This window comes from Opitutus sp. ER46, from assembly GCF_003054705.1.
Classification (GTDB): Bacteria; Verrucomicrobiota; Verrucomicrobiia; order Opitutales; family Opitutaceae; genus ER46.
This window is the reverse complement of record NZ_QAYX01000020.1, coordinates 295,967-316,451: the sequence shown is the minus strand read 5'-3', so window position 1 is coordinate 316,451 and position 20,485 is coordinate 295,967. Positions and strand designations below refer to the sequence as shown.

Genomic DNA, 20,485 nt, shown 5'->3' with positions numbered 1-20,485 from the left:
CGATGAAGACAGTTTCCCGCGCGGATGGGGAGCACTTTGGCGGAGCGCGGGGCGGGCGCTCCGCCAGAGGTTGGAAAGCTGTAATGTTGAAGGTTGGCAGGTTTGCGGCGCAGGCGCCGCAGGTTGGCAGGTTTGAAGGTTGGCAGGTTGCAGGTTGGGGGAAGCGCGAAAGCCGGAGGTGGTGGAAACCGCGAACGGCGCGAAGGAACGCGAAGCCGAGGTGCTGGCGCACACGCGGCGGGTGGCAGGTTGGGACGTTGGCAGGTTGCAGGTTGGGGGACTGCAAAGAATGCGGTGGGCCGCGAAACGAGATGATGGGAACCGCGAAAGAGGCGAAAGGGCGCGAAATGGAGGGGGCGGGGGGGCGGGCGGCGAAAACGGAGGGATGACGGAGGGGGCGGGGCGAACGGGGCGGAGGAGGGCGGCGACAATGACGGAGGGGGAGAGAACGAGAAAGAGAAAGATTCTTTTTGGGGGAGCGGCTACGGCTTCGGGCGGGCGGACAGTTTCTGCCGCAGGGCGAGAGCGGCCCTCGGGGCGAAGTCGTTGGCGTGGTTGTTGGCGATGACGAAGACGTCGGTGGCGACGCGGGCGAGTCTGCGGGCGCGTGTGACGATGCTGGCGAGTTCGCGGGGCGAGTACGCGTGGTGGTGGCCCTCGGCGGTGGAGCCGGCGGTGGCGTAGCATGGGTTGCGGCCATGGAGCCGGAGGTAGGCGAGGCGCGGGTCGGTGACGGCATCGCTGCGCGGGAGAATGCGCGGGTTGTCGCCCGGCGGCTGATCGACGGACACGAGGACCAGATGGTGGGAGCGAAAGTGCGCGAGGGTGGCGGCGCGTTGCGGGCCGGTGAGCCAGTCGCGGTGGCGGAGTTCGACCGCCAGCGGAGTGGGGGCGAGCTGAGTGGCGAGGGCGTCGAGTTCTTCGAGCCGGCGCTTGGCGGGGGTGAAGCCGGGTGGGAGAACAAGCAGGAAGGCGGATAGCCGGCGGGCGGTGAGGAGCGGCTCCATCGCGGCTAGGAAGCGCGGGAGGAGCGTGGTGTCCGCCGCGGCCTTGACGGGGCTTTGGGAGAACGCGCGGTGGAGTTTTACGCTGAACGTGAAACCGGGCGGGGTTTGCTGCACCCACGCGTGGACGGCGGCGGGAGCCGGTGTGGCGTAGTAGGTGGAGTTGACCTCGATGTGGCCGAGAGCGCGCGCGTAGGTGCGAAGCCGGTCGGCCCGCGGGAGGCCGGGCGGGTAGAGAATCCCGACGTAGGCGTCGTCGCCCCAACTGCCGGTGCCGATGTGGAAGGCCATCGGGCGAGTTACGCGGGGTGCGTCGCGGCGCAAGCGGCGCACGCGCCGCGAGTTTCAGGTTTGAAGGTTTTAAAGTTGCAGGTTGCAGGGCGGGGCGGAGTGGCAGGGCGGGAGGAAGTTGCAGGTTGGAAGGTTGAAGGTTCGCAGGTTTGAACGACGGAAGACTGTGTAAGGGGCGCGAGAGAAGGGAGGATTGGGCGACGGATTCGCGTGCAGGTCTTGCCCCGCGGAGCCCCTTCGGGGCGCGCGATTTGCTCGCCACGGTGCGCGAGCCGCAGGGGGTTGGCCGCAAGGCGGCGCCCCTTTTGGTGACGGCGGTCGGCAGGGTTTTGCCCCTTGGGGCGCGGGGATTGCACGGCGATCTGCAAGCAGGGGCGCGAATTGGGCGCGGGCTTTGCGTTCGGACGTCCACGGGCCTTGCCCCGGATGTGATCAGAGGCGCCCCATTTCCGCCCCTGATTCTCTCAGCTCCCCGTGCGTTTCCGCGTTCGTGGCGACGAAAACCCAGGACGCATAGGTGTCGATGGCTGCAATTATTACTGCCTGTCAATCAGGGGCTAATCGAATAATGTCCAGATACTCGATCATAATGTCCGGATACTTTCGCATAATGTCCGGATCTTTTGTTTTCGCCGACGGCGAAAACAAAAGGAAGAGGGCTAGGTTTTCTGCGGCGGGCGTCGGTGGATTGAAGGGAAAGTGCGAGGTGGCGTGGCGGAATCTTTGCGGGGACGCAGGGAATTTTCGCGGATGGCTTCGAGAGGCTCGCGCGGTCGACGCGAAAAGGCGTTGAGCCGTGAGAAGGGATTTCGCGGGGCGCTGCGACGACGCTTCGCGGGGCGGCGCGAAGAATTTTCACGAGGCTGCGAAGGAAATCGCGGGTGCGCGAAAGGGAAATCGCGAGGGGCGCGAACGAGAATCGCGAGGGTGGCGAAGGCGAATTCGCGGGAACGCGAAGGCACATCGCGTGACGCCACGAACGCGAATCGCGTGAGCCGCAAAGGGGAAACGCGAGGGTGCGTAAGGCGTTTCTATGCGGGCCCGCGCAAAAATGCGCAGGCCCGGCGCGGTTCTCAGCACGGAGGCGGCGACAGATCGCGACGCGACAGAGGGGGTGGGAGAACGAGAAAGAGTACGAGAAAGAGAAAGAGGGCCGGCGCCCGGCGGGCGCCGGTTACATGTGCTCCTCGTAGGTGATGTCGATCTTGGCGAGGAAGGCCTTCTTCTTCGCGGCGCCTTGGAAGCGGATGCTGTGCGTCAGCTCGTCGTAGACGTACCCGTTCTGGGCGTCGGCCGGGACTTCGGTGCCGTCGACGAGGACGCGGAGGCTCTTTTTGTAGAGCGTCGCGCCGGCATCGATCGGCTCAAGGGCGACAGCGACGGTGTCGGCGATGCGGTCACCGAGGGCGGCGAGGGGGGCGGAGAAGTCGCTCTCGATGTTGAGCACGGTGCCGCCGGTGAGCTCCGCGGCGCGGCGGTGGGAGATGTTGTTGGGCGAGACGACGGCGTGCATCTCGACCTTTCCGCGCTTGTTGCCCTTCGCGATGATGAAGGGGCGGAGGACCCAGTAGTTGATGTAGCCGTCGAGCGTCTGCCGCTTCTTCGGGTTGCGGGCGTTGTACTGCTTGAGGAGGTCGGGGAGCTTGCCGTTCTCGATCCATTCGGCCTCCTGCGAGCCGTCCTTCTTTTCCTTCCAGGTGGCCATACGCGTCTCCTCCTCGTCCATGAAGAACACGACGATGGTCGTGGCGTCGGGGCGGAGGAGGGTGTGCTGCTTGTTATAGTAGCCGGCGACGAAGTTATAGACCGAGGTGAACGCGGTGCGGTTGCTGTCGCCGTTGGTGCCGACCTTGACGAGCTCGGCGAAGACGGGATCGGGCGTGTGCGGGGTGACCCACGGCTCGGGCATGACGGGGAGGGTCACGAGGTTGCCGTTGCTGGCGACGCGCTTGGTGGTGGACTTCGGGCGGCCGCGGCGGTCGAGGACGGGCTTGCCGGCGGCGTCGAACTGGATCGAGCGAACCTCCTTGTAGAACCGCTGGTCCTCGTTGCGGCGGCCGGGATCGGAGTCGACGAAATCGGTCGTGAGCACGCCGATGCGGTAGTCGAGGTCGCGCTGGTGGAAGAGCTGGCGGAAGCGGCTGAGGTTGTCGGCGATCCGGCTCTGGTGGGCGGCCATGGACGGCGAGTTGTTGATGACGAACACGAGGTCGACCTCGCGGCTGCGGGAGCGGTCGACGGCGATGTGCTTCACGTTGCGGACCGGCTCGACGGTGGCGACGACGACGTTCTCGACGCCGAGGTGCGGGTTGGCCTCGTCGACGGTGTAGTACTTGAAGCGGTCGACGCCGATGAAGCCGGGATTGGGAGCGTAGGTGAGCTGGCCGGTGGTGCGGTCGAGCTTGGCGGTGCCGTGCTGGGGCTTGGCCTTGTCGTCGAGGTGGTAGGCGACCTTGGGCTCGGCGAGGCCGAGGCGCTCGGCGGCGGAGAGGTAGGCCTCGTGGCTGGGGAGCTTTTGCGAGACGGGGAGGTTGGGGCGGGTCGCGACCGGGATCTCGTGGATTTGGCTGGCGCGTTCGCGGGTGGCGTCGACTTCGTACTTCTGCAGGACGATGGGGGGCGGCGCCTTCACCGTGACGACGACGGTGTTCTTGAAGACGAGGCCGGAGGTCTCGTTGCGCACGCTGTAGCTGAAGGAATCCTGGCCGGTGAAGTTGTCGGCGGCGCGATAGGCGAAGTAGCCGAGGCGGGAGGTCTTGTTCTTGAAGAAGTCGCTCTCCTCACCGCCGCCGGCGAGACCCACGCGGCCGTAGCGCGGCTCGGAGGTGATGGTGTAGACGAGGTCGCCGTGGGTGTCGGCGCTGAGGATCTCGGTGGCGACGACGAGCTGGCCGTGGATGCCGCCGTCCTCGGTCTCGAGTTCCATCGGGTTGGTGGAGACGATCGCGTCCTTGTCGGCGGCCGCCGCCGCCGAGTTCGCCGCGGGCGCGGCGGAGGCGGTGGCGTCAGCGGCGTAGGCGGGGGCGAGCGTCAGCAGCAGTCCCAGCGCGCAGGCGCGCAGCCACGAGCTGGCGGTGGGTTGGAAAGTCGGGAGGTTGGTGGTCATGTGGCACATAACGTCTGATGCGTAACGCGAGTGACGTCGAGGTTCCGCTGACGTTGGGTGCGGTGGAAGGCGGAGGAGGCGGGAAATACGCAACTCGGGAACAAGAACGCGCGGCGTCGCGCGACGCGGGCGCAGGGAGCGGCGGGCAACGGGCGTGTGGGTGCAAAGCGACCCGGTGCTGCACGCGTCGGGCGGCGACACAGGGCGCGGGGCCCGGCTCTGTGCCCGGGGGCCGGCGACGCTCAGGCGAGCGCGGCGGCTTGTGCGAGTAGGTGAGTGCGGAGCACGGGATCGTCGCTGAGGCTGGCGGCGCGTTCGAACGCGTTGCGAGCGTCGGCGGCGCGACCGAGCTGGCGCAGCAGGTGGGCGCGGGCGGCCCACCACGGCTGGTAGGCGGCGGCGCGCGGAGGCGGGAGCGCGTCGAGCGCGGCAATCCCTTGCGCGGGTTGTCCGCATTCGCCGAGGGCCACGGCGCGGCCGACATGGGCGCCGATGGTGGGCGCAAGGCGGACGAGACCCTCGTAGAGCAACGCGATTTGCGGCCAGTCGATGGTGCCGCTGATCGCGCGATGGGCGTGGACGGACTGGATGGCGGCCTCGAGTTGATAGCGACCGAGCCGTTGGGCAGCCGAGGCGGCGCGCAGGTGGGACTCGGCTTCGGCGATCAGCGTTGGCGACCAGTGCGCGGGATCCTGGCGATCGAGGGGTACGAAAGTCGGCGCAGAGGCGCCGTTGCCGTCGTCGACCGGGCGCAGACGGGCGGGGCGACGGGCTTCGCAGTGCAGCATGAGGGCGAGGAGCCCGCGGGCCTCCGGTTCGTGGGGGAGGAGTTCGACGACGGTTCGGCCGAGGGCGACGGCCTCGCTGGCGAGCGCGTGGTGCGTGGCGTTCTCGTCGGCTGCATCCTCCCAGCCGGCGGTGTAGGCGGAGTAGATGGCGTCGAGGACGAAGCTGGCGCGTTCGTCCCATTCGGGCGGCTCGGGAACCCGAAACGCGATGCGGGTCTCGCGGATCTTGGTCTTGGCCCGCACGAGCCGCTGATCCATGGCGGCGGGCGAGACGAGGAAGGCGGAGGCGATGCGGGCGGCGGAGAGGCCGAGGACGGCCTGGAGCATCAGGGGAGTGCGCGCGGCGGGATCGATGGCGGGGTGCGCGCAGACGAAGAGGAGCTTGAGACGTTCGTCGGGGAATGGGGAGTCGGCGGTCGCGGCGCTTTCGGCGGCGGCGGCGACTTGGAGCAGCGGCTCGACCTTGCGGCGGACCATCTCGTGGCGGACGGCGTCCGTGAGCCGGTTGCGAGCCGCGTGTAGCAGCCAGGCCTCGGGTTTGTGGGGCACGCCGTCGGCGGGCCAGCGACGAAGCGCGGTGGCAAAAGCGTCGCTGAGGGCGTCTTCCGCGGCGGCGATGTCGCCGGAACGGGCGGCGAGATAGGCGACGAGCCGCCCGTATGAAAGGCGGGCGACGCTGACGATCGCGGCTTCGGCCGAGTCGGGTGGGGAGGAGGCAGGTTCGCCCATCGCGGTTGGTCTAGTGGGGCGCGGTGGCGGGGCGAGGCGGAGCGGAGGCGGCAAAGGTCGAGCCGCCGACGGGGAGGACCTCGATCGTCCCGAGGGCGGCGGACGGATTGCGGGCCGCCCACTCGAGCGCGGTGTCGAGATCGGGGACGTCGATGACGACGAAGCCGCCGAGGAACTCCTTGCTCTCGGCGTAGGGGCCGTCCTGCACCTGGCGTTTGCCGTCGCGGACGGAGACAACGGTTGCGTTGTGAGGGGAGCCCAGGCCGACGCCGGCGACGAAAATGCCGGCGGCTTGAAGCGCTTCGCCGTAGGCGCGTCCCGCGGCAGCGGCGGCGGGATCGCGCGGGGCGTCGAGGGCAGACTGGGGGAGATGGACGAGGAGAATGTATTTCATGGCGGGAACGGGGTGGTGGGAACAGGGAGGCGGTCAGCCGCGGAATCGTGGGCCGCGGGCGGGAGTCGTTGCGAGCGGCTGGGCGATCGAAGGCGGCCGGTCGAACGAAGGCGGCGGGCCGCCGAATTGTGGGCGTCCGGCAGCCGACTACACGCGCAGGAGCGCGCGGAAGCCGCGGCCGCTGTAGTAGGAGTCGGCGCCGTTGTGATAGACGAAGACGCGGCCGAAGCGGCGGTCGCCGAAGATGGCGCCGCCGAGCTGGCGGATCTCGGCGGGGGTGGCGAGCCAGCTGGAGGATTTGGTGTCGAACTCACCGAGTTGCTGGAGTTCGCGGTACTGCTCCTCGGTGAGCAGTTCGACGCCCATGCTGGCGGCGAGGTCCTGGGCGCTGTTCTTGGGCTTGTGTTCCTTGCGCGCGGCGAGGGCGGCGCCATCGTAGCAGAGGCTGGTGCGGCCGGCGGGGCTTTGGGGCGAGCAGTCGGCGAACAGAATTTCACCGGACTTCTTGTCCTGGCCGATGACGTCGGGTTCGCCGCCGGTGGCTTCCATTTGCTCGAGAGTGCGGAGCTTGGCGGGGGCGGCCTCGAGGCGGGCCCGAACCTTGGCCCAGTCGAGCTTCGGATGGCGGGAGGCAAATTTTTCGAAGCGCTGCTGGAGGACGGTGAGCAGGTCCGTCGCAGGTGCGACGGACGCTTGGGTGGGTTTGGCGGATTTCATGTGGGAGGGTGGAAATGAAAGGTGGGTCAGACGGCGCGTTTGGTCAGGAGCCGGCGGAGGACGTGCCCCTTCCACATCCAGAGGCCGGACAGCAGGATGGCGGGCATGGCGGCATAGCGGACAACGGGGGCGTAATTCGGGAGTTCCGCAAACGGACTGTAGATGTAGCCGAGGACAGGAACGCCGGCGACGAGGTGAATCCAGCGCAGGATGATGCGTGTGGTGGAAGATGGCATGGGAGGGAGGGGGGGCTTGATGGTATGATGCGGACGGAATCGCCGCGTGCACCCCGATGACGGCTCAGCCCGGGCGATTCCGACAGATTTGAATATGCGTATAGCGACCAGGGGCTAGCGGTGGCAGCGGCGCCTAACGGAGCCGGGCACGCGCGTGATCCTGCGTTTTCGGTGCGAGATTGTATTTGTTTGGGTGAAAGGAAGCTGCGATAGCGTCGGCATGAATTTTGGCCGACGACTGATGGCCTTGGTGGTGTTGGTGGCGAGCTACGTGCCCGGAGCGGTCGCGCAGTACTACTATCCGAGCGTCGCCTCGGCTGAGCTGGTTTCGCCCGGCCCCTTTTCGCCGGGGCAGGAGGTGAAGGTGCGGTTCACGCTCAACGCGGGCAGCTATGCCGCGGACCGGGTGGCGTTTATTCTCCAAGCCGCCGATGGCTCCAACGACCGCACCGTCATATCGACTGATCCCGCAAGCGGCTTGGCGGCGGAAACCGTGAGCAGGTTCTGGCGCAATACGATCTATAGCGTGAAAACGATCTCGGTGTCGGATGCCGCCGGGGGAAATGCCGCCTACGACGCGTCGGGCGCGATCAGCATTCGGGACAATGACTGGTTCCTTCCCGGAGAAGGACCGCGGGCCGCATTGACTCTTGCATTCGCAGTGACGGGGGCCGGCGAACGCCCTGCGATGCCTAGGCTGGATATTGCGCAGGTCTCGCCCGGTGAAATCAAGGCCGGGGATCCGCTGGTCTGGTCGTATACTGCCACCCCGGGCGTCGGCGACGACTGGAGATTCGACCTTCAGATCATGGGACCGAACTCGATAAACATTTTTACTCGAGCTGCCGCGGGCAAGGGCACTGCTTCTGGGACCTACTCCTATCCCACCACCCCCAATTGGGTGAACGGTACCTACAAGGTGTATTACACGTGTTGGGGCAACGAGAACGGCTCAGCGGGGGGGCTCGTTGGGAGTTTTGTCATCACTGGCGGTGCAGAGCGGATGACGTTGCCCCAGCTGAAGTCGATCGCGGTATCGGGCCACGGCCCGTTTGGCCTGAACGACACCATATCCATGGCGTGTACGGTCGATCCCGGCAGCGTGGCCCTGAAGTCGGGAACCGCAGTCTATAGCGGCCCGAGCCGGTTTGAGCTCAGGCTGGCGGCGGACGGCACCGGCAGCTTTCAAGTGCAGCCGCAAACGGTTGATGGCCTCTACACGTTGGCCGGTGTCTCGCTGACGAATATTTTCGGATTTACCGTAAGGTATGTCCGCTCGGGCGATATGCTCGAGCCGCGGTCGAACTTCGATTCGACGCTGCCGTGGATACCATACCCTAATGCCGATGTTACTGTCGCGGACGTGCTCAAGATTCCTCCGGTCATCACGCGGCAACCGGAAGGCGGTACCGTGCAGCCGGGGGCGACGAAGACGCTGTCCGTCGAGTACTTCGGGCCAGTGGCCGCGGTACAGTGGTATCAGGGGAAGCGGGGCGATACCTCGAATCCCGTAGGGGACCTGTCCACTTTTACCCCGCAACCGCCAACAGACACCACGAGCTACTGGGCGCGGGTCACCACGATGTACGGCTCGGTTGATTCGGATGCCGCGACGCTGACGGTTCTGTTCTCGAGTCCGTTGCCGGTAATCCTGTTGCAACCGGAAGGGTGCAGGCTGCCGGCAGGCATCTCCTGGAGACTCAATTTCCGCGCCTACGGCCCCGGGCCCCTGAGCTACCAATGGTACAAGGACGACACAGCGGTCGCAGGCGCGACGGCGACGTTGCTCGTGCTCAACCCCGGAAAGCTCGCCGACAGCGGTCAGTACAAGGCGGTGATCACCAACCCCAATGGTTCCGCGACCTCGAACGCCGTATCGGTGCTCTTCTATGAGCAGCCGACGATCACCCTCCAGCCGGTGAATACCTCGGTGGCGCTTGGCGGTACGGCGACGCTGAGTGTGTCCGCCACGGGCGGCGACCTGAAGTACGAGTGGGATTACGTCGGCAAGACGAGCTATCCCTTCGTGCTGACGGACGACCACCTGAGTACGCTCACCCTGACGAACGTGCAGCCCTACATGGCGGGGGCGTATCAGGTGCGGGTGTTCAACGACGCCGGGCGCGTCGATAGCGTGCCCGTGACACTTACCGTCACGAATGTGCCGGTCCCGGAGTTCGCCGCCATCGCCACGCAGTATGGCCAGATTGGCATGCCTGTGTCGATTCGGGCGCGGGCCACGAACTACCCCACGCGTTATGTCGCGACCGGGCTGCCCGCGGGATTGGCGATTGACCCGGCGAGTGGCGACATCACCGGCACACCGACCGCGAGCGGTACGTTCCCCGTCACCGTGAGCGCCATCAACGCGGGAGGGACTGGCACGCGGACCTTCGACCTGATCGTGGCACCGGCGACGTATGGGCCGACGATCATCGAGCAGCCAGTCTCGGTTACGCCACCGCTGTACACGTCCGCGACGCTGTCCATCACCGCGGTGGGCACGCCCATGACGTGGCTCCACTCATTGGGGTACCAGTGGTTCCATGACGGAGTGGCGATCACAGGTCAGGACGTGTGGCCTACCTGTACGGTTTGGGCCGACTCGCCGGCGAAATCAGGAGACTACTGGGTCGTCGTGACGGGGGCGGGTGGCTCAGTAAAGAGTGCGGTGGTTCGACTGGAGGTGGATACCACGCGCTCGGCGCCCCGCATCACGTCCATCCTGGCACCGGAGTCGGCGGTGGCTGGAAGCACCGTGACTTTTGCGGCGGCGGTGACTGGGAGTCCGGCGCCGACCTATCAGTGGTGGCGCGACGAGACTGCGATCGCGGGCGCGACTGATGCGACCCTGACTCTGGCCAATGTCAGTGCGGCGGATGCGTCGGGCGGCTACCGGCTGTACCTCAGCAATGCCCACGGGACGTGCTGGAGCACGAGAATGGGGTTGCAGGTTTCGTATGCCGTTACCCCTGCGGCGGTGTCGGTGCGACCCGGCACGAGCGCGACGCTGAGCGTGCCGGCGTCAGCGGCGGTGACCTACCAGTGGTACCAGGGGGAGCGAGGCGATACTTCCAGGCCGATCGCGGGGGCGACGGCGGCAAGTTATACGACCCCGCCTTTGCTCGCGACGACCAGCTATTGGGTGAAGGTGTCGGGCTTCGGCTTCATCTACAGTTCGACGGCCACTGTCACGGTGACGGAAGCCCCGGCCAATTTTGGTGGGAGCTACTCGGGGACCTTCAGCGACGGCGGGAACTGGGTGATGGTGATTGGGACCGACAACCGCGGGACGTTCCTCGGCTACGGCACGCAGCCGGCGCGCGCGATTGCGGGCACCGTGACGGTTGCCGCGGACGGCTCGTTTACGGTCACGCCGTCGGCGTCGACGGCGACGAGCGTGAGTGGAGCGGCCGTGCGTGCGCTCACGACCGAGGCGACTGCCGCCGTGAGCGGACAGATCGGCGCGGGCGGCGGCGTGAGCGGCGGCGCGATGGGTCTGACGGGGACGCTCGACAGCGGCACGAGTGGGGTCGCGCTGAGCGGTTTGCATCACGTGACGGCACTCGCGGGCGCGAGTGGCGGAGCGGACATCCTCGTTGGGGCGAGCGGCAAGGCGGTGATCGTCGTGACGACGCCGGCTGGGGTCGTGGGCGCGGCGGGAACGCTCGGCGCGAACGGAACGCTCAGCGTTAAGACCGCGGCGGGTGAGACCCTGAGCGTGGCGCTGGACGGGAGCAGCAAGCGTGCGACGCTGGCGCTGCAGGATACGGCCGGGGCGCGGACGGAGTTTGGCGGGCTGGTGGCGGGCGCAACCAACACGAGCCGGCTCATGAATCTTTCGGCGCGGGCGCGGGTGGACGGGTCGAGTGACCTCGCGATCGTGGGCTTCACGACGAGCGGCGCGGCGGCCAAGAACCTGCTGATTCGCGGGGTGGGCCCATCGTTGGCGCAGCTGCAGTTGCCGGGCTTCCTCAAGGTGCCGGCGATGACGCTGTACGACGGACGGTCGAATCCGATGTGGAGCGGGTTGCGCTATGGCAGTGCGGCCGCGATCACCGACACGGCGCAACGTCTCGGGGCGTTTCCGCTGCTGCCGGTGGCGCTCGACTGCGCCTATTTGGGGCCGATCGAAGGCGGCTCGCACACGGCGATTCTAAGCGGCAAGGACGTTGAGAACGGCATCTGCCTCGCCGAAGTGTACGACGCCGACACGGCGGCGACCGGCGAGCGGCTGGTGAACCTCTCGGCGCGGGCGAAGACGGCGTCGGGAATCGATGTGTTGTCGGCCGGATTCGTGATCAGCGGCAACGGACCGCTGACGGTGCTGCTGCGCGGGGTGGGGCCCGGGCTGAAGGTGTTTTCGCTGTCGGGGCTGCTGGCGCAGCCGAAGCTCGTGCTGTTCAACGCGGCCGGGCAGGAGCTGACGAGTAATGCCGGGTGGGGTGGCGACGCGGCGCTGGAGCGCGCGTTCAAGACGACCATGGCGTTTGGGCTGGCGCCCGATTCTGCCGACGCCGCGCTGCTCGTCACCCTGACGCCGGGATTGTACACAGCGCAGGTGCAGTCGAAGGACGGCGCCGCGGGCCTGGCGCTGATCGAAATCTATGAGGTGAAGTGAGCCGGCGCCGCGCGTGACGGTGGCGATGGCAGGGGGGGCGCCCACGGACCGGACTCAGGGCAAGGCGGCAGCGTTAAGGAAGGACTCCACCATGGGCGCGAGGGCGTCGCGCGACGTGAGCTCGCCGTGGTTGGTGGCGGGCAGGATCGCGAGTTGGGCGTGCGGGAGCAGGCGGTAGAGGGCGATGCTGTGCTCGGGCAGAACGATGTCGACGTCGCCACTGACAATGAGCGCGGGTGCGGCGATGGCGCGGATCGCGGCGTCGGGGAGGTCGCAAAACTCACGCATGCGCTGGGCGGCCTTGTCGTGGAAGAGCCGGAGGTTCTCGGGGTGAGGCGCCACGCGGAGGTAGGCGTCCTGCAGTTCTGCCGGCATGTTCTCGAGACGGGCGTCGCGCATGAGATCCCAGAGTTGGGGAATGACGCCGTCGCGGCGGAAGACGGCGGAGGCAAGAACGAGCCGGCGGACGGTGTGCGGGTGGCGAATGGAGAGCTGGAGGGCGATGGTGCCGCCGTTGCTGAAACCGAGGAAGTCGGCCTGGGGAATCCCGAGGTGTTGGAGGAGCGCGGCGGTGTCGTCGGCCGACTGGGCAAACGAGAACGGCCGATCGAGGATGTCGGCGGTGTGGCCATAGCCCTGTTGTTCGAAGGCGATGATCTGGCGGGTGCGGGCGAGGATGGGCAGGAGTTTCGCGAACGAGGTTTCGATGGTGTCGCCGCCGCCGTGGAGGAGCACGAGCGGCACCTGGCCCGGGCGGGCCGGGCCGTGGATTTCGTAGTAGAGCTTCAGCCCGTTTACAGGGGCGTAGCCGGTGTGCACGGAGGAGTCGGAGAAGACGGAGTCGGGGGAGGGGGTATTTGACGGGGGCATGTGGGATGAGGACGGGAGAAACGCCGGAGCTCCGGGCGCGGACGCCGGCCACGGCGCGGACGTTGGGCGTCGGAGCTCTGGCCCCGATGGGCGGGCGGCGTACCCTCCTCCGAGATCACCGCGGCGCAACTGGACGCGGCGCCGCCAAACGGGTTCGCCCGGAGTTGGCGTCAGGAGCGCGTGGCCGACGGATACGTCACGGTTCCGCCATCGGTCAGGGCGATGACCTTTCGGCGGGCGAGCTCGTGCAGGACCTCTTGCTGTTCGTCGGGCGAAAGCTGGTTTCCGAAGCGATTCGCGATGAGTCGCAACAGCGCGGTCTTCTTGCGCGGGAGCGGGCTGCTCTCGGTCTGGATGAAGCGGGCGAGTTCCGCGAAGCGGGGTGAGTGAAGCGTTTCGCTTGCCGTCGCCGCGGGTCCGGCGGCGGCAGGTTTCGGCGCTTTGGGGCGGCGGGGTGGCGTCGCCGGGGAGCGACTTGGCCGCGGGGGAGCGGACTTCCGCACGGCGAGAAAATCAGGGTCGCGTCGCGCCGACACGTCCTGGGCCTGCAGGTGGGCGATGAGCGGATCAAAGTCGCGGTCCTTCGAGACGATGACGAACTCCGCGTCCGCGTGGCGGGCCAGCGCTTGGCCGAGATGCGCGGCGAGCACGAGATCGAGCGCGTTGTGCCCGGTGACCCCGGACTCGATCAGTTTCACCTGGGCCGGGAAGCGGAGCGCGGCCTTGAAGATCTCGATCCCGACCTGCTTCTGCTGCTTGCCGAGCACGAGACTCACCTCGAGCGGCTGGCCGGCGATGCGGCTGAGGTCGAACGACGGGATGTTTTCGCAGTCGACGAAGACGATCTGCTTCGGGGTGGGGATATCGGGCATGAGGGAAGGTGGTGGGAGCAGGACGCGCGAGGCAAGGCGCGGCTGAGCGCGATCAGGCGCGTAGCGCGCAGTCTCTATCACGTTTGCTCAGGGAAAGCGGCGTGGCCTGGGGAAAAGGAATCGGGATTAGCGCCAGGAGTGGAATGAGACTCCACTCGAGTGTCCGGCGGCCGTCACTTCGTTCGTTGAGGGAGGACAGGCGCTAGCGACCGCTCCCTGGTCGCGGGAATCAACCCACCGCCTCGAGAGCGATACGACGATGAACACACCCACGCCCAAGAACACGATCTGCCTATGGTACAATAAGGACGCCCTGGATGCGGCGCGCTTTTACGCCGCGACGTTTCCGGACAGCAAGGTGACGGCGGTGCATCAGGCGCCGGGCGACTATCCCTCGGGGAAAGAAGGCGACGTGATTACGGTGGAGTTCACGGTGCTCGGGATCCCGTGTCTCGGTCTGAACGGTGGCCCCGAGTTCAAGCACAGCGAGGCGTTCTCGTTCCAGGTGGCGACCGACACGCAGGAGGAGACGGACCGCTATTGGAACGCGATCGTCGGCAACGGCGGGCAGGAGAGCGTCTGCGGCTGGTGCAAGGACCGCTGGGGGCTCTCCTGGCAGATCACGCCGCGTGTGCTGACGGAGGCACTGGCCGCGGGAGGCGCCGAAGCCAAGCGGGCCTTCGCGGCGATGATGGAGATGGGCAAGATCGACGTCGCGAAAATCGAGGCCGCGCGCCGCGGGTGAGGGCGCGAAACGGATCGACCGGCCCGGGAAGACCGTTGCCGCATTGAGGGCGGGCGATCGCTGGCCTCGCGACGGACATCAGGGCGCCGGGGGCGCAGGGCGTTCGCACGCGCGCAGGATGCTCGAAGAGCGACGCTCGGGTTTCACTTCCCTTCCGTCAGGGGCACGGATCGCCTCGTAGCGCAGTTCCTCCCTGATCAGGACGCCTTGGGGGTTGAACCAGAGGTCGCAGTGCACGACCGCGTGGGTTTTCAGCCCTTCGACGGCGGTGGTCTTTTTGACGAGCGAGTGAAGGCAGTCCGCAAACACTCCGGCGGGCGTGGTCACCGTTTCATTCGGCAGGCGTGTGGTGACGGCAGTGCAGTGCATTACCATCTTCCGGGCGCTGGCTCCGGTCCTCGTCTTGTCGTAGGTGATGGAGAAGACCTCGGTTCGGGATTCGCCGATGCCCAATTGTGGTACGGGCCAGCAGACCGCAGGGGTGAAATCGACCGCGACCGCGCCGTCGGCCGAATCGACGGCCACAAGCATGTGGTCGGCAGTGTTGATATACTCAATCGCGGCCTTGCCGTCCTGGTCATAATGATCGGTCAGCTTGAGGCATTTTCGGCCGTTGCGTTCTACCGTGCCCACCACGAGCCGGGTACGCGTGCCTTTGCCCGCGACTTGGTGCCAGGTACTCCCGCCTTGGTTGTCGTAACTCCATTGGGTACCGGTCGCCGGCAAAGGCGGCAGGTTCTCTATGGCGCCGGCTTGCGTGCGGCAGCCAAGGGAGATGAGGGCCAGGGCGAAAAGAAGACTGCGGGGGAGGATCATGTTGGGGATGCTCAGGCGAGCTGCTTATCGATACCGTGCGAGCCAGAGGGACGAACCGGAGAAAACCGCCATGCCGAGTCCGACGGCGGCAGGGAACCAGAGAACTGTGACCAGCGAGGCGGGGATGAGTGTTTCCTGAAATGCGTAGCCGATTCCCAAGACCAGGAGCGATGTTGCCAAGGTGGCCAGACTGGCGAGGCCGGTGTTGATCAGCGCCCGCTCGTCCAGCCACTGCGTCAGGGGGCGTCGCCACCGGATCGCGGCGCAAGCGCCCAGCGCGAGGAGATAGGGAACCGTGGCCACGGTTTGGAAAGTAATCACCATGCGCCTGAGGTACTGCGCAGGCAGGCCCGAGGCGGCCAGGACGACCAGGATCGTCAGGACCAACGTGCCGGAGAGCACGCCGACGTAGTGGGTCGTCAGAATGAAAGCTTCATCCTGCTCGGCCGCCTCGGGCGCCGGCCCGGCTTGGAGAGAGCGGTTGGTCAGAGTGATGATCCAGCCCGCAAGAATCACAAACGATAGATGCAGGCCGTGGAATCCGGCGACCATCTGGCATTCGCGCGTGGTTCCAAGGCCGGCTCTGTACTCGTGTCCGATGTCCCCGAGGAGAGTCACGTCTGCGCCCAGCAACAGGAGGGACGTCACGCCCATGAGGCACACCGCCGCCGTCGCCAGTCCAATCCGATGCGTGATCCTGATCTGCGAGACCAGTATCCAGAGCGCTGCGAGGTGTTGGAGTCCCGTTAGCAGGATGCCCAGCCCTACGCCGAGCCCGGCCGTTTCGGCCCAAGGCGGGATTGCCTGCAGGGCGGCCGAGCGCGGCAGCACCAACGCGAGAACGACGATATTGTACAGCAGGGCAACCAGTGCGACCGCGCCAAGGACTTGGGCGATGCGAGTGTGGCGGTACAGCCGAGATTTCATAGCGCGTCTGCCTTTCGTTGGGGCTCTTGGGCCTGATCTTTTCTCTCAAGGTAGAATACCTCGTCCACCCGCCGGCCGAAGAAATGTGCGATCTTGAAGGCCAGGAGGGCCGAGGGGGAAAACTTCTCCGCCTCAATCGAGTGAATAGTAAGGCGGGTCACTCCCACGGCGTTTGCCAGAGCCTGCTGCGTCAGTTCGCCGTGTTCAAAGCGCAGTTTGCGGAGGTGGTTCTTGAGGACGAAGGGATCCAATGGAGTAAAGTTAACCATGCATAAAGTATAGCAAACTATCCATTGTCAAGGCCGATGTTCCCTTGTGATCGGCCACGATGCCGCGCAGCGCGCCCATGGTCTCCCTTGCCTTAGAAATTGGGGCGAACAGCGCCGTGTTCAGTCTCGTCGACGCCGCGCTGCCGCACACATTGCCCGTGAAAGACCCTGGGCAGTTGGTGGGATGGCGTCACCGTTGGCGCCACCGGCACCCCTGAGATCGTTTCCAGCGCTCATGTCCTATTCGGCGACACCGCCGCGGACTTGGGGCGATCGGCAGGTCAGTTCCCGCGCGCGTGGCAGTCACTCTGGTGGAAGAGGGGGGCGCGCTCGTGCCCGCGCCGCACCCGACGGGTCGCCGTCGGGGTGGGGCGGCGTGAGGTTTCGGCTATGGGCTTACCCCGAAAAGGAATGGGAAGAGATTATCCCAGCCGGCGCCCTTCTGGTAATAGCGGCCGCCGGTCTCGGAGGTCGTCCATACCTGCGTGCCCACGAGTACAAGATCCTCCGTGCCGGGCGGGCCGGAGAACACCGTGGTCGTGCTTTGCGCCGTCGCGCTGGACTTGAGGTAACGGACACGTTTCCACACGCCGCCGGTGACCACGTAGAAGTAGCACTCGGTGGCCGTCATGTTGTAGCAGGCCATGCCGTTCACGCTGAACACGGGGAGCGTGAAGGCGTACTTCGCGGGGGTGGTGATGCCTCCACTCGAGTTGAGCACGAAACCGAGGATCTTCTTCTTCGCGGCGGAATCGTATTCGCTCACCCACAGCACGACGTCGCCGTCGGTGTCGGTCGCAAGGTGAAGCGTGGAGTTGGAGGTGTTGCCCTGGAGGTAGCTGCTGAGCGGGTAAGTGGTGACGTCGGTGAGCGGATTCTGGTCGGCGCGCGGATTGGCGAAGGTCTTGGGATCAAAGACGTAGGTCGGGCTTGGCGCGCTCGCGAGCGGGTACCGATACACCGACGTGCCATAGGTCACGTAGAGGCTGCCGTTGTAATACTCCAACCCGCCCAAGTGGCCGTAGTTGGCGTCTCCATTGGGACGATACAGGCGGAAGGTGCGGCGCAGGGTCTGGGTGCTTCGGTCGATCTCCGCCACGATCGAGATCTTGTCGGAGTTGGCCGTGGTGCTGCCGGTGCTGCCGTCGTCGCCGCACCAGTAGTAGCTCACGTAGAAATAGCCGTTGGCGGCGTCGTAGCCGAGTCCCTGCGGCACGTAACCATCGTTCAGGTATGGGAGCTGCATCCGGCCCACGACCTGCGAGGAACCCAGGTCGGTGTAGTCTGAGATTGTCGCCTGGATGCGGAAGTCCACGCCTGCCGTGGTGCTGAGATAGTCGTGATAGCCGATCATGCCGCCGTAGCGCGAACCGTCGCGGACCACCGCGTTCTTGACGTAGTTGTCCAGGTACAGGTCGTGGTTGCTGACGGTCACGGCGTAGATTTGCCCGTCAAAGAAGCTGCTGCTGCCCACCCCGCCGGCTGGTTCCGCTCCGACCATGGGCAGCTCCACCGACTGGTAGACGCCGTCCCATTGGGAACTGGTCGTTACGAAGGCGACGCGCGTGCCGTTGAGGTAGAGCCGGATTTCGTAGGCGCTGGATGTTTTCCGAACGTGCAGCACGGCACAGTACCAGGCGCCGGTCTCCAGGTCGGCGTACGCGGCCTCCTGGGCGACAATCTGGTTCACGTAGGTCGAACCGTTCTTGAACCGGACCTCGCCCCGCAGGCGGGCGCCGTTCAGGCGGAGGGCGAAACCGCGATAGTCTTCCGTATTCGAAAAGAGGGTGCGTGGGCCGCTGAGCGTATCGGCTTTGAACCACGCTTCGACGGTGAAGGAATCGTCGGCCGCGCCGTCGACCGTCGTGATCGTGCCGGCGCCCTGGACGTATTCGGTCGAGCCGTCAAAGTCGGTCACCGTCAGGTTATCGAAGCCCGCGCCGCGGTCGGTCGTGACCAGGTCGGCCGAGCCGCTGGCATGGCTGATGTTACCGAGGCTGGTGAGCGGGGACACCCAGTCCGGTGTCGTGCCGGAGAAGGAGCGATACCGGAAGACGACCTTTTGGTTGTTGGGCTCCGTGATCGTGGCGACGGCTGGCAACGCGAGGAGGGCGAAGAGAATCAGCAGCGCGGGGATGGGGCGAAGCCGGCATCGCGAGAGGAGGCCGGCGCAACAAGCGTGGTTGGATTTCATAGGGGTAAGGGAATCGCGCCCAGCGGGGGTCGCGGCGCCGCGATGATCTTCCGGATGGGGCTGCCGGCATACGGTCGGCCCCGGGGGGGCGTGAAGGAGGCGGGCAGATCGGAGTGGCTAAGGGAACCAATCGGTCCGTTCGATGAGACAATTTATGCGCATAGCCACGTGAAGGAAGTGGGACGCGGCGCCCTCCCGCCGTGCGAAACGTGACCCGGGTAACCACCGCGCCCGGAAAGACGGTGAATTCCCCGCCGCCGCAGACGCCGGCCACGAGTCAGTCGCGTTCCCAGGAAACGATATGATGAGAACGGCTGTCCCCAAAAGGTGCGTCGGCCGCTTGGATTTGAATCTTCCAGACGCAGTTGATGCCCTGTTCAAGGATGCGCCGACGGCACAACGTCACGGTTTGAAACTCATGCAGGGGCGGATGGAGTCCTTGGCGGGCGAGCCGATGGCCGGCCAGGGCGAATGCTCCGGCGCGTTCGGCGTAGGGCCGGTGAGCACTGATTGCACGGCCTGGGGGCCGAGGAATCGGCAATTGGAATTCGCGGTGGAGTCTGGTCGACTAATGGCGCGCCCCGCGGCGCGTTTAGTTCTTCTAGGAGTGGGAAATGCGGATACTACCCGGGTTTTTCGTGTGCACCGGAAAAAGGAGCATTGACAACCCCCGGCGGCGCCGTGTTTTTCAGCCCTTCCTTTGCACGGAAATCGTGCGAGCCACGTTGCCCGGTAGCTCAGTGGCAGAGCAGGTGACTGTTAATCACTTGGTCGCTGGTTCGATCCCAGCCCGGGCAGCCATGAAGCCCAAGAACTTACGCGTTCTTGGGTTTTTCCATTTTTTCAGCTCCGCCACTTCTCCGCCATTCCCGCGATTCACGCTTCCCCGAGGTGGGCGTGCCGTTTCGAGATGGCGACAGTAACCCCTCCTCCCGGGCGCTTCTTCGTCGTGGATCTCAAACCCTGGCGTTGCGCCAGCGGCACATACAGCCGCCACGCCTTGCGCGCCTTCACCGCCTCTTCCCGGCTGTCCAGGTGGAGCACCTCGCCCGCCGCGAGGCGTTCAGCGTAGCGCCTGTACCGGCCGCGCTTCGGGTCGTAGCCCGCGCGGATCTCAACCTTGGGGGCGTTGACGTCGGCCGGGAGCACAAAAAGCAGCCACTCCGACTGTGCGACCTGCCGCCGAACCAGTTCGAGGTTCGCACCGGCGCGGCCTGCCTCGCGCATCCGCTTGAACACGTGGTAGAGGTTCACGTAGTCGCTTGCGGAATGGACGCGGATCGGGTGGCCCTCAACAGCCTTGCGCATCACGTCGCGAGAATCGGGGCGAACCAAGATTCCGCCGATCTCGCGCTTGGCGTAGTCCACCACCGTTTTGCCGCTGGTGCTCGTCTTCTGGGGCATCAACGCCCAAGTCTGGGCGAATCCGCGGCGCGTGTCAAACGCCTGCATCTGATTGGATTTCTGTCGGCAACTTGTGAATAGTGTACGTTTGCACACGCCTTCGGCCGTCGTTGGCTCGTTACATGTCGAGGAACACAGATGGCGATCCCTGGGTGTATGAGCGCGACCTACTCCGTTACATGCTGACGGCCCAGACCGAGACCGGCGCGCCCGTCGTCTGCGCCGAAGCACTGCTGCGCGAGATCCTGGATGACATCAGCGTGCGCCACGACGGTTGCGCAACGACGCCGGCCGATCTCATGGCCTGGGCGTTCCGGCGCGGCGAGGACTGCACCGACGACCCTCACTGTCTCTGCTTCGACATCTGGCAGAGCTACCGCGTGATGGTCGGGGCGTTCTCATACGGCTACCACCCCGACTGGTTGTGCGCAGCGCCCTCACCGGCGCTCGGATCACCGAAGTTCCCCGCATGGGACCGGAACGGGCGGCGAATCGTCTGATG

16 protein-coding genes and 1 tRNA gene are annotated in these 20,485 nt (G+C 66.1%); 4 read left to right on the top strand and 13 right to left on the bottom strand.

Features of this window, described 5'->3' with window-relative positions; genetic code table 11:
* Positions 1–482: 482 nt before the first annotated feature.
* The 6 genes from DB354_RS08015 to DB354_RS07990 all read right to left on the bottom strand — a co-directional run bounded on the left by DB354_RS08015 (position 483) and on the right by DB354_RS07990 (position 7,265).
* Complete coding sequence (locus tag DB354_RS08015; RefSeq protein WP_107834926.1) at positions 483–1,295, bottom strand: DUF72 domain-containing protein; 813 nt, start codon at positions 1,293–1,295, stop codon at positions 483–485.
* A gap of 1,174 nt (positions 1,296–2,469) precedes the next feature.
* Positions 2,470–4,401, bottom strand: coding sequence for an Ig-like domain-containing protein (locus tag DB354_RS08010; protein WP_107834925.1), 1,932 nt, complete (start codon positions 4,399–4,401; stop codon positions 2,470–2,472).
* 242 nt (positions 4,402–4,643) lie between these two features.
* Positions 4,644–5,918: a DUF6596 domain-containing protein gene (locus tag DB354_RS22820; protein ID WP_107834924.1), complete on the bottom strand. Its 1,275-nt coding sequence runs from the start codon at positions 5,916–5,918 to the stop codon at positions 4,644–4,646.
* A gap of 10 nt (positions 5,919–5,928) precedes the next feature.
* A complete protein-coding gene (locus DB354_RS08000) occupies positions 5,929–6,312 on the bottom strand; it encodes a YciI family protein (protein ID WP_107834923.1) in 384 nt (127 codons plus the stop codon).
* Positions 6,313–6,459: 147 nt separating this feature from the next.
* On the bottom strand, positions 6,460–7,029 hold the full coding sequence (locus tag DB354_RS07995; RefSeq protein WP_107834922.1) for a DUF4256 domain-containing protein: 570 nt from the start codon (positions 7,027–7,029) through the stop codon (positions 6,460–6,462).
* 26 nt (positions 7,030–7,055) lie between these two features.
* Positions 7,056–7,265 carry a hypothetical protein gene (locus tag DB354_RS07990; protein WP_107834921.1) on the bottom strand — a complete coding sequence of 70 codons (210 nt, stop codon included), beginning with the start codon at positions 7,263–7,265 and terminating at the stop codon, positions 7,056–7,058.
* Between the two features lie 220 nt (positions 7,266–7,485).
* On the opposite strand from DB354_RS07990, the gene DB354_RS07985 reads away from it, so the two are divergent.
* On the top strand, positions 7,486–11,886 hold the full coding sequence (locus DB354_RS07985; RefSeq protein ID WP_107834920.1) for an immunoglobulin domain-containing protein: 4,401 nt from the start codon (positions 7,486–7,488) through the stop codon (positions 11,884–11,886).
* 54 nt (positions 11,887–11,940) lie between these two features.
* Here DB354_RS07985 and DB354_RS07980 read toward each other — a convergent pair whose 3' ends face one another.
* Positions 11,941–12,756 (bottom strand): alpha/beta fold hydrolase, encoded by an 816-nt coding sequence (locus tag DB354_RS07980; RefSeq protein ID WP_107834919.1) that lies wholly within the window; start codon positions 12,754–12,756, stop codon positions 11,941–11,943.
* A 170-nt stretch (positions 12,757–12,926) separates the two neighbouring features.
* Positions 12,927–13,628, bottom strand: a complete 702-nt coding sequence (locus DB354_RS07975) for a PIN domain-containing protein (RefSeq protein WP_107834918.1) — start codon at positions 13,626–13,628, stop codon at positions 12,927–12,929.
* Between the two features lie 259 nt (positions 13,629–13,887).
* Here DB354_RS07975 and DB354_RS07970 point away from each other — a divergent pair, with 259 nt between their 5' ends.
* Positions 13,888–14,373 carry a VOC family protein gene (locus DB354_RS07970; RefSeq protein ID WP_107834917.1) on the top strand — a complete coding sequence of 162 codons (486 nt, stop codon included), beginning with the start codon at positions 13,888–13,890 and terminating at the stop codon, positions 14,371–14,373.
* Positions 14,374–14,451: 78 nt separating this feature from the next.
* Here DB354_RS07970 and DB354_RS07965 read toward each other — a convergent pair whose 3' ends face one another.
* The 4 genes from DB354_RS07965 to DB354_RS07950 all read right to left on the bottom strand — a co-directional run bounded on the left by DB354_RS07965 (position 14,452) and on the right by DB354_RS07950 (position 18,579).
* Positions 14,452–15,189 carry a hypothetical protein gene (locus DB354_RS07965; protein WP_107834916.1) on the bottom strand — a complete coding sequence of 246 codons (738 nt, stop codon included), beginning with the start codon at positions 15,187–15,189 and terminating at the stop codon, positions 14,452–14,454.
* 24 nt (positions 15,190–15,213) lie between these two features.
* Positions 15,214–16,116, bottom strand: a complete 903-nt coding sequence (locus DB354_RS07960) for a hypothetical protein (protein ID WP_107834915.1) — start codon at positions 16,114–16,116, stop codon at positions 15,214–15,216.
* Positions 16,113–16,385, bottom strand: a complete 273-nt coding sequence (locus DB354_RS07955; RefSeq protein ID WP_199226812.1) for a helix-turn-helix transcriptional regulator — start codon at positions 16,383–16,385, stop codon at positions 16,113–16,115. The genes DB354_RS07960 and DB354_RS07955 overlap by 4 nt, the downstream gene beginning before the upstream one ends.
* A gap of 388 nt (positions 16,386–16,773) precedes the next feature.
* On the bottom strand, positions 16,774–18,579 hold the full coding sequence (locus tag DB354_RS07950; protein ID WP_107834913.1) for a LamG-like jellyroll fold domain-containing protein: 1,806 nt from the start codon (positions 18,577–18,579) through the stop codon (positions 16,774–16,776).
* A 726-nt stretch (positions 18,580–19,305) separates the two neighbouring features.
* Here DB354_RS07950 and DB354_RS07945 point away from each other — a divergent pair.
* A tRNA-Asn gene (locus DB354_RS07945) sits at positions 19,306–19,380 on the top strand.
* A 75-nt stretch (positions 19,381–19,455) separates the two neighbouring features.
* Here the strand turns inward: DB354_RS07945 and DB354_RS07940 are convergent.
* The gene (locus DB354_RS07940; protein ID WP_107834912.1) at positions 19,456–20,031 is read right to left on the bottom strand and encodes a hypothetical protein; all 576 of its coding nucleotides are present in this window, start codon (positions 20,029–20,031) and stop codon (positions 19,456–19,458) included.
* A 74-nt stretch (positions 20,032–20,105) separates the two neighbouring features.
* Between DB354_RS07940 and DB354_RS07935 the strand changes: the two genes are divergently transcribed.
* A complete protein-coding gene (locus tag DB354_RS07935; RefSeq protein ID WP_146180153.1) occupies positions 20,106–20,483 on the top strand; it encodes a hypothetical protein in 378 nt (125 codons plus the stop codon).
* Positions 20,484–20,485: the final 2 nt, after the last annotated feature.

What these genes read in the sequence shown, in the direction of transcription:
- DB354_RS07950 (WP_107834913.1), bottom strand. Translation starts at nt 18,579, where the DNA reads ATGAAATCCAACCACGCTTGTTGCGCCGGCCTCCTCTCGCGATGCCGG.
- DB354_RS07970 (WP_107834917.1), top strand. Translation starts at nt 13,888, where the DNA reads ATGAACACACCCACGCCCAAGAACACGATCTGCCTATGGTACAATAAG.
- DB354_RS08015 (WP_107834926.1), bottom strand. Translation starts at nt 1,295, where the DNA reads ATGGCCTTCCACATCGGCACCGGCAGTTGGGGCGACGACGCCTACGTC.
- DB354_RS07975 (WP_107834918.1), bottom strand. Translation starts at nt 13,628, where the DNA reads ATGCCCGATATCCCCACCCCGAAGCAGATCGTCTTCGTCGACTGCGAA.
- DB354_RS07995 (WP_107834922.1), bottom strand. Translation starts at nt 7,029, where the DNA reads ATGAAATCCGCCAAACCCACCCAAGCGTCCGTCGCACCTGCGACGGAC.
- DB354_RS07985 (WP_107834920.1), top strand. Translation starts at nt 7,486, where the DNA reads ATGAATTTTGGCCGACGACTGATGGCCTTGGTGGTGTTGGTGGCGAGC.
- DB354_RS22820 (WP_107834924.1), bottom strand. Translation starts at nt 5,918, where the DNA reads ATGGGCGAACCTGCCTCCTCCCCACCCGACTCGGCCGAAGCCGCGATC.
- DB354_RS07940 (WP_107834912.1), bottom strand. Translation starts at nt 20,031, where the DNA reads ATGCAGGCGTTTGACACGCGCCGCGGATTCGCCCAGACTTGGGCGTTG.
- DB354_RS08010 (WP_107834925.1), bottom strand. Translation starts at nt 4,401, where the DNA reads ATGACCACCAACCTCCCGACTTTCCAACCCACCGCCAGCTCGTGGCTG.
- DB354_RS07990 (WP_107834921.1), bottom strand. Translation starts at nt 7,265, where the DNA reads ATGCCATCTTCCACCACACGCATCATCCTGCGCTGGATTCACCTCGTC.
- DB354_RS08000 (WP_107834923.1), bottom strand. Translation starts at nt 6,312, where the DNA reads ATGAAATACATTCTCCTCGTCCATCTCCCCCAGTCTGCCCTCGACGCC.
- DB354_RS07935 (WP_146180153.1), top strand. Translation starts at nt 20,106, where the DNA reads ATGTCGAGGAACACAGATGGCGATCCCTGGGTGTATGAGCGCGACCTA.
- DB354_RS07960 (WP_107834915.1), bottom strand. Translation starts at nt 16,116, where the DNA reads ATGAAATCTCGGCTGTACCGCCACACTCGCATCGCCCAAGTCCTTGGC.
- DB354_RS07980 (WP_107834919.1), bottom strand. Translation starts at nt 12,756, where the DNA reads ATGCCCCCGTCAAATACCCCCTCCCCCGACTCCGTCTTCTCCGACTCC.
- DB354_RS07955 (WP_199226812.1), bottom strand. Translation starts at nt 16,385, where the DNA reads ATGGTTAACTTTACTCCATTGGATCCCTTCGTCCTCAAGAACCACCTC.
- DB354_RS07965 (WP_107834916.1), bottom strand. Translation starts at nt 15,189, where the DNA reads ATGATCCTCCCCCGCAGTCTTCTTTTCGCCCTGGCCCTCATCTCCCTT.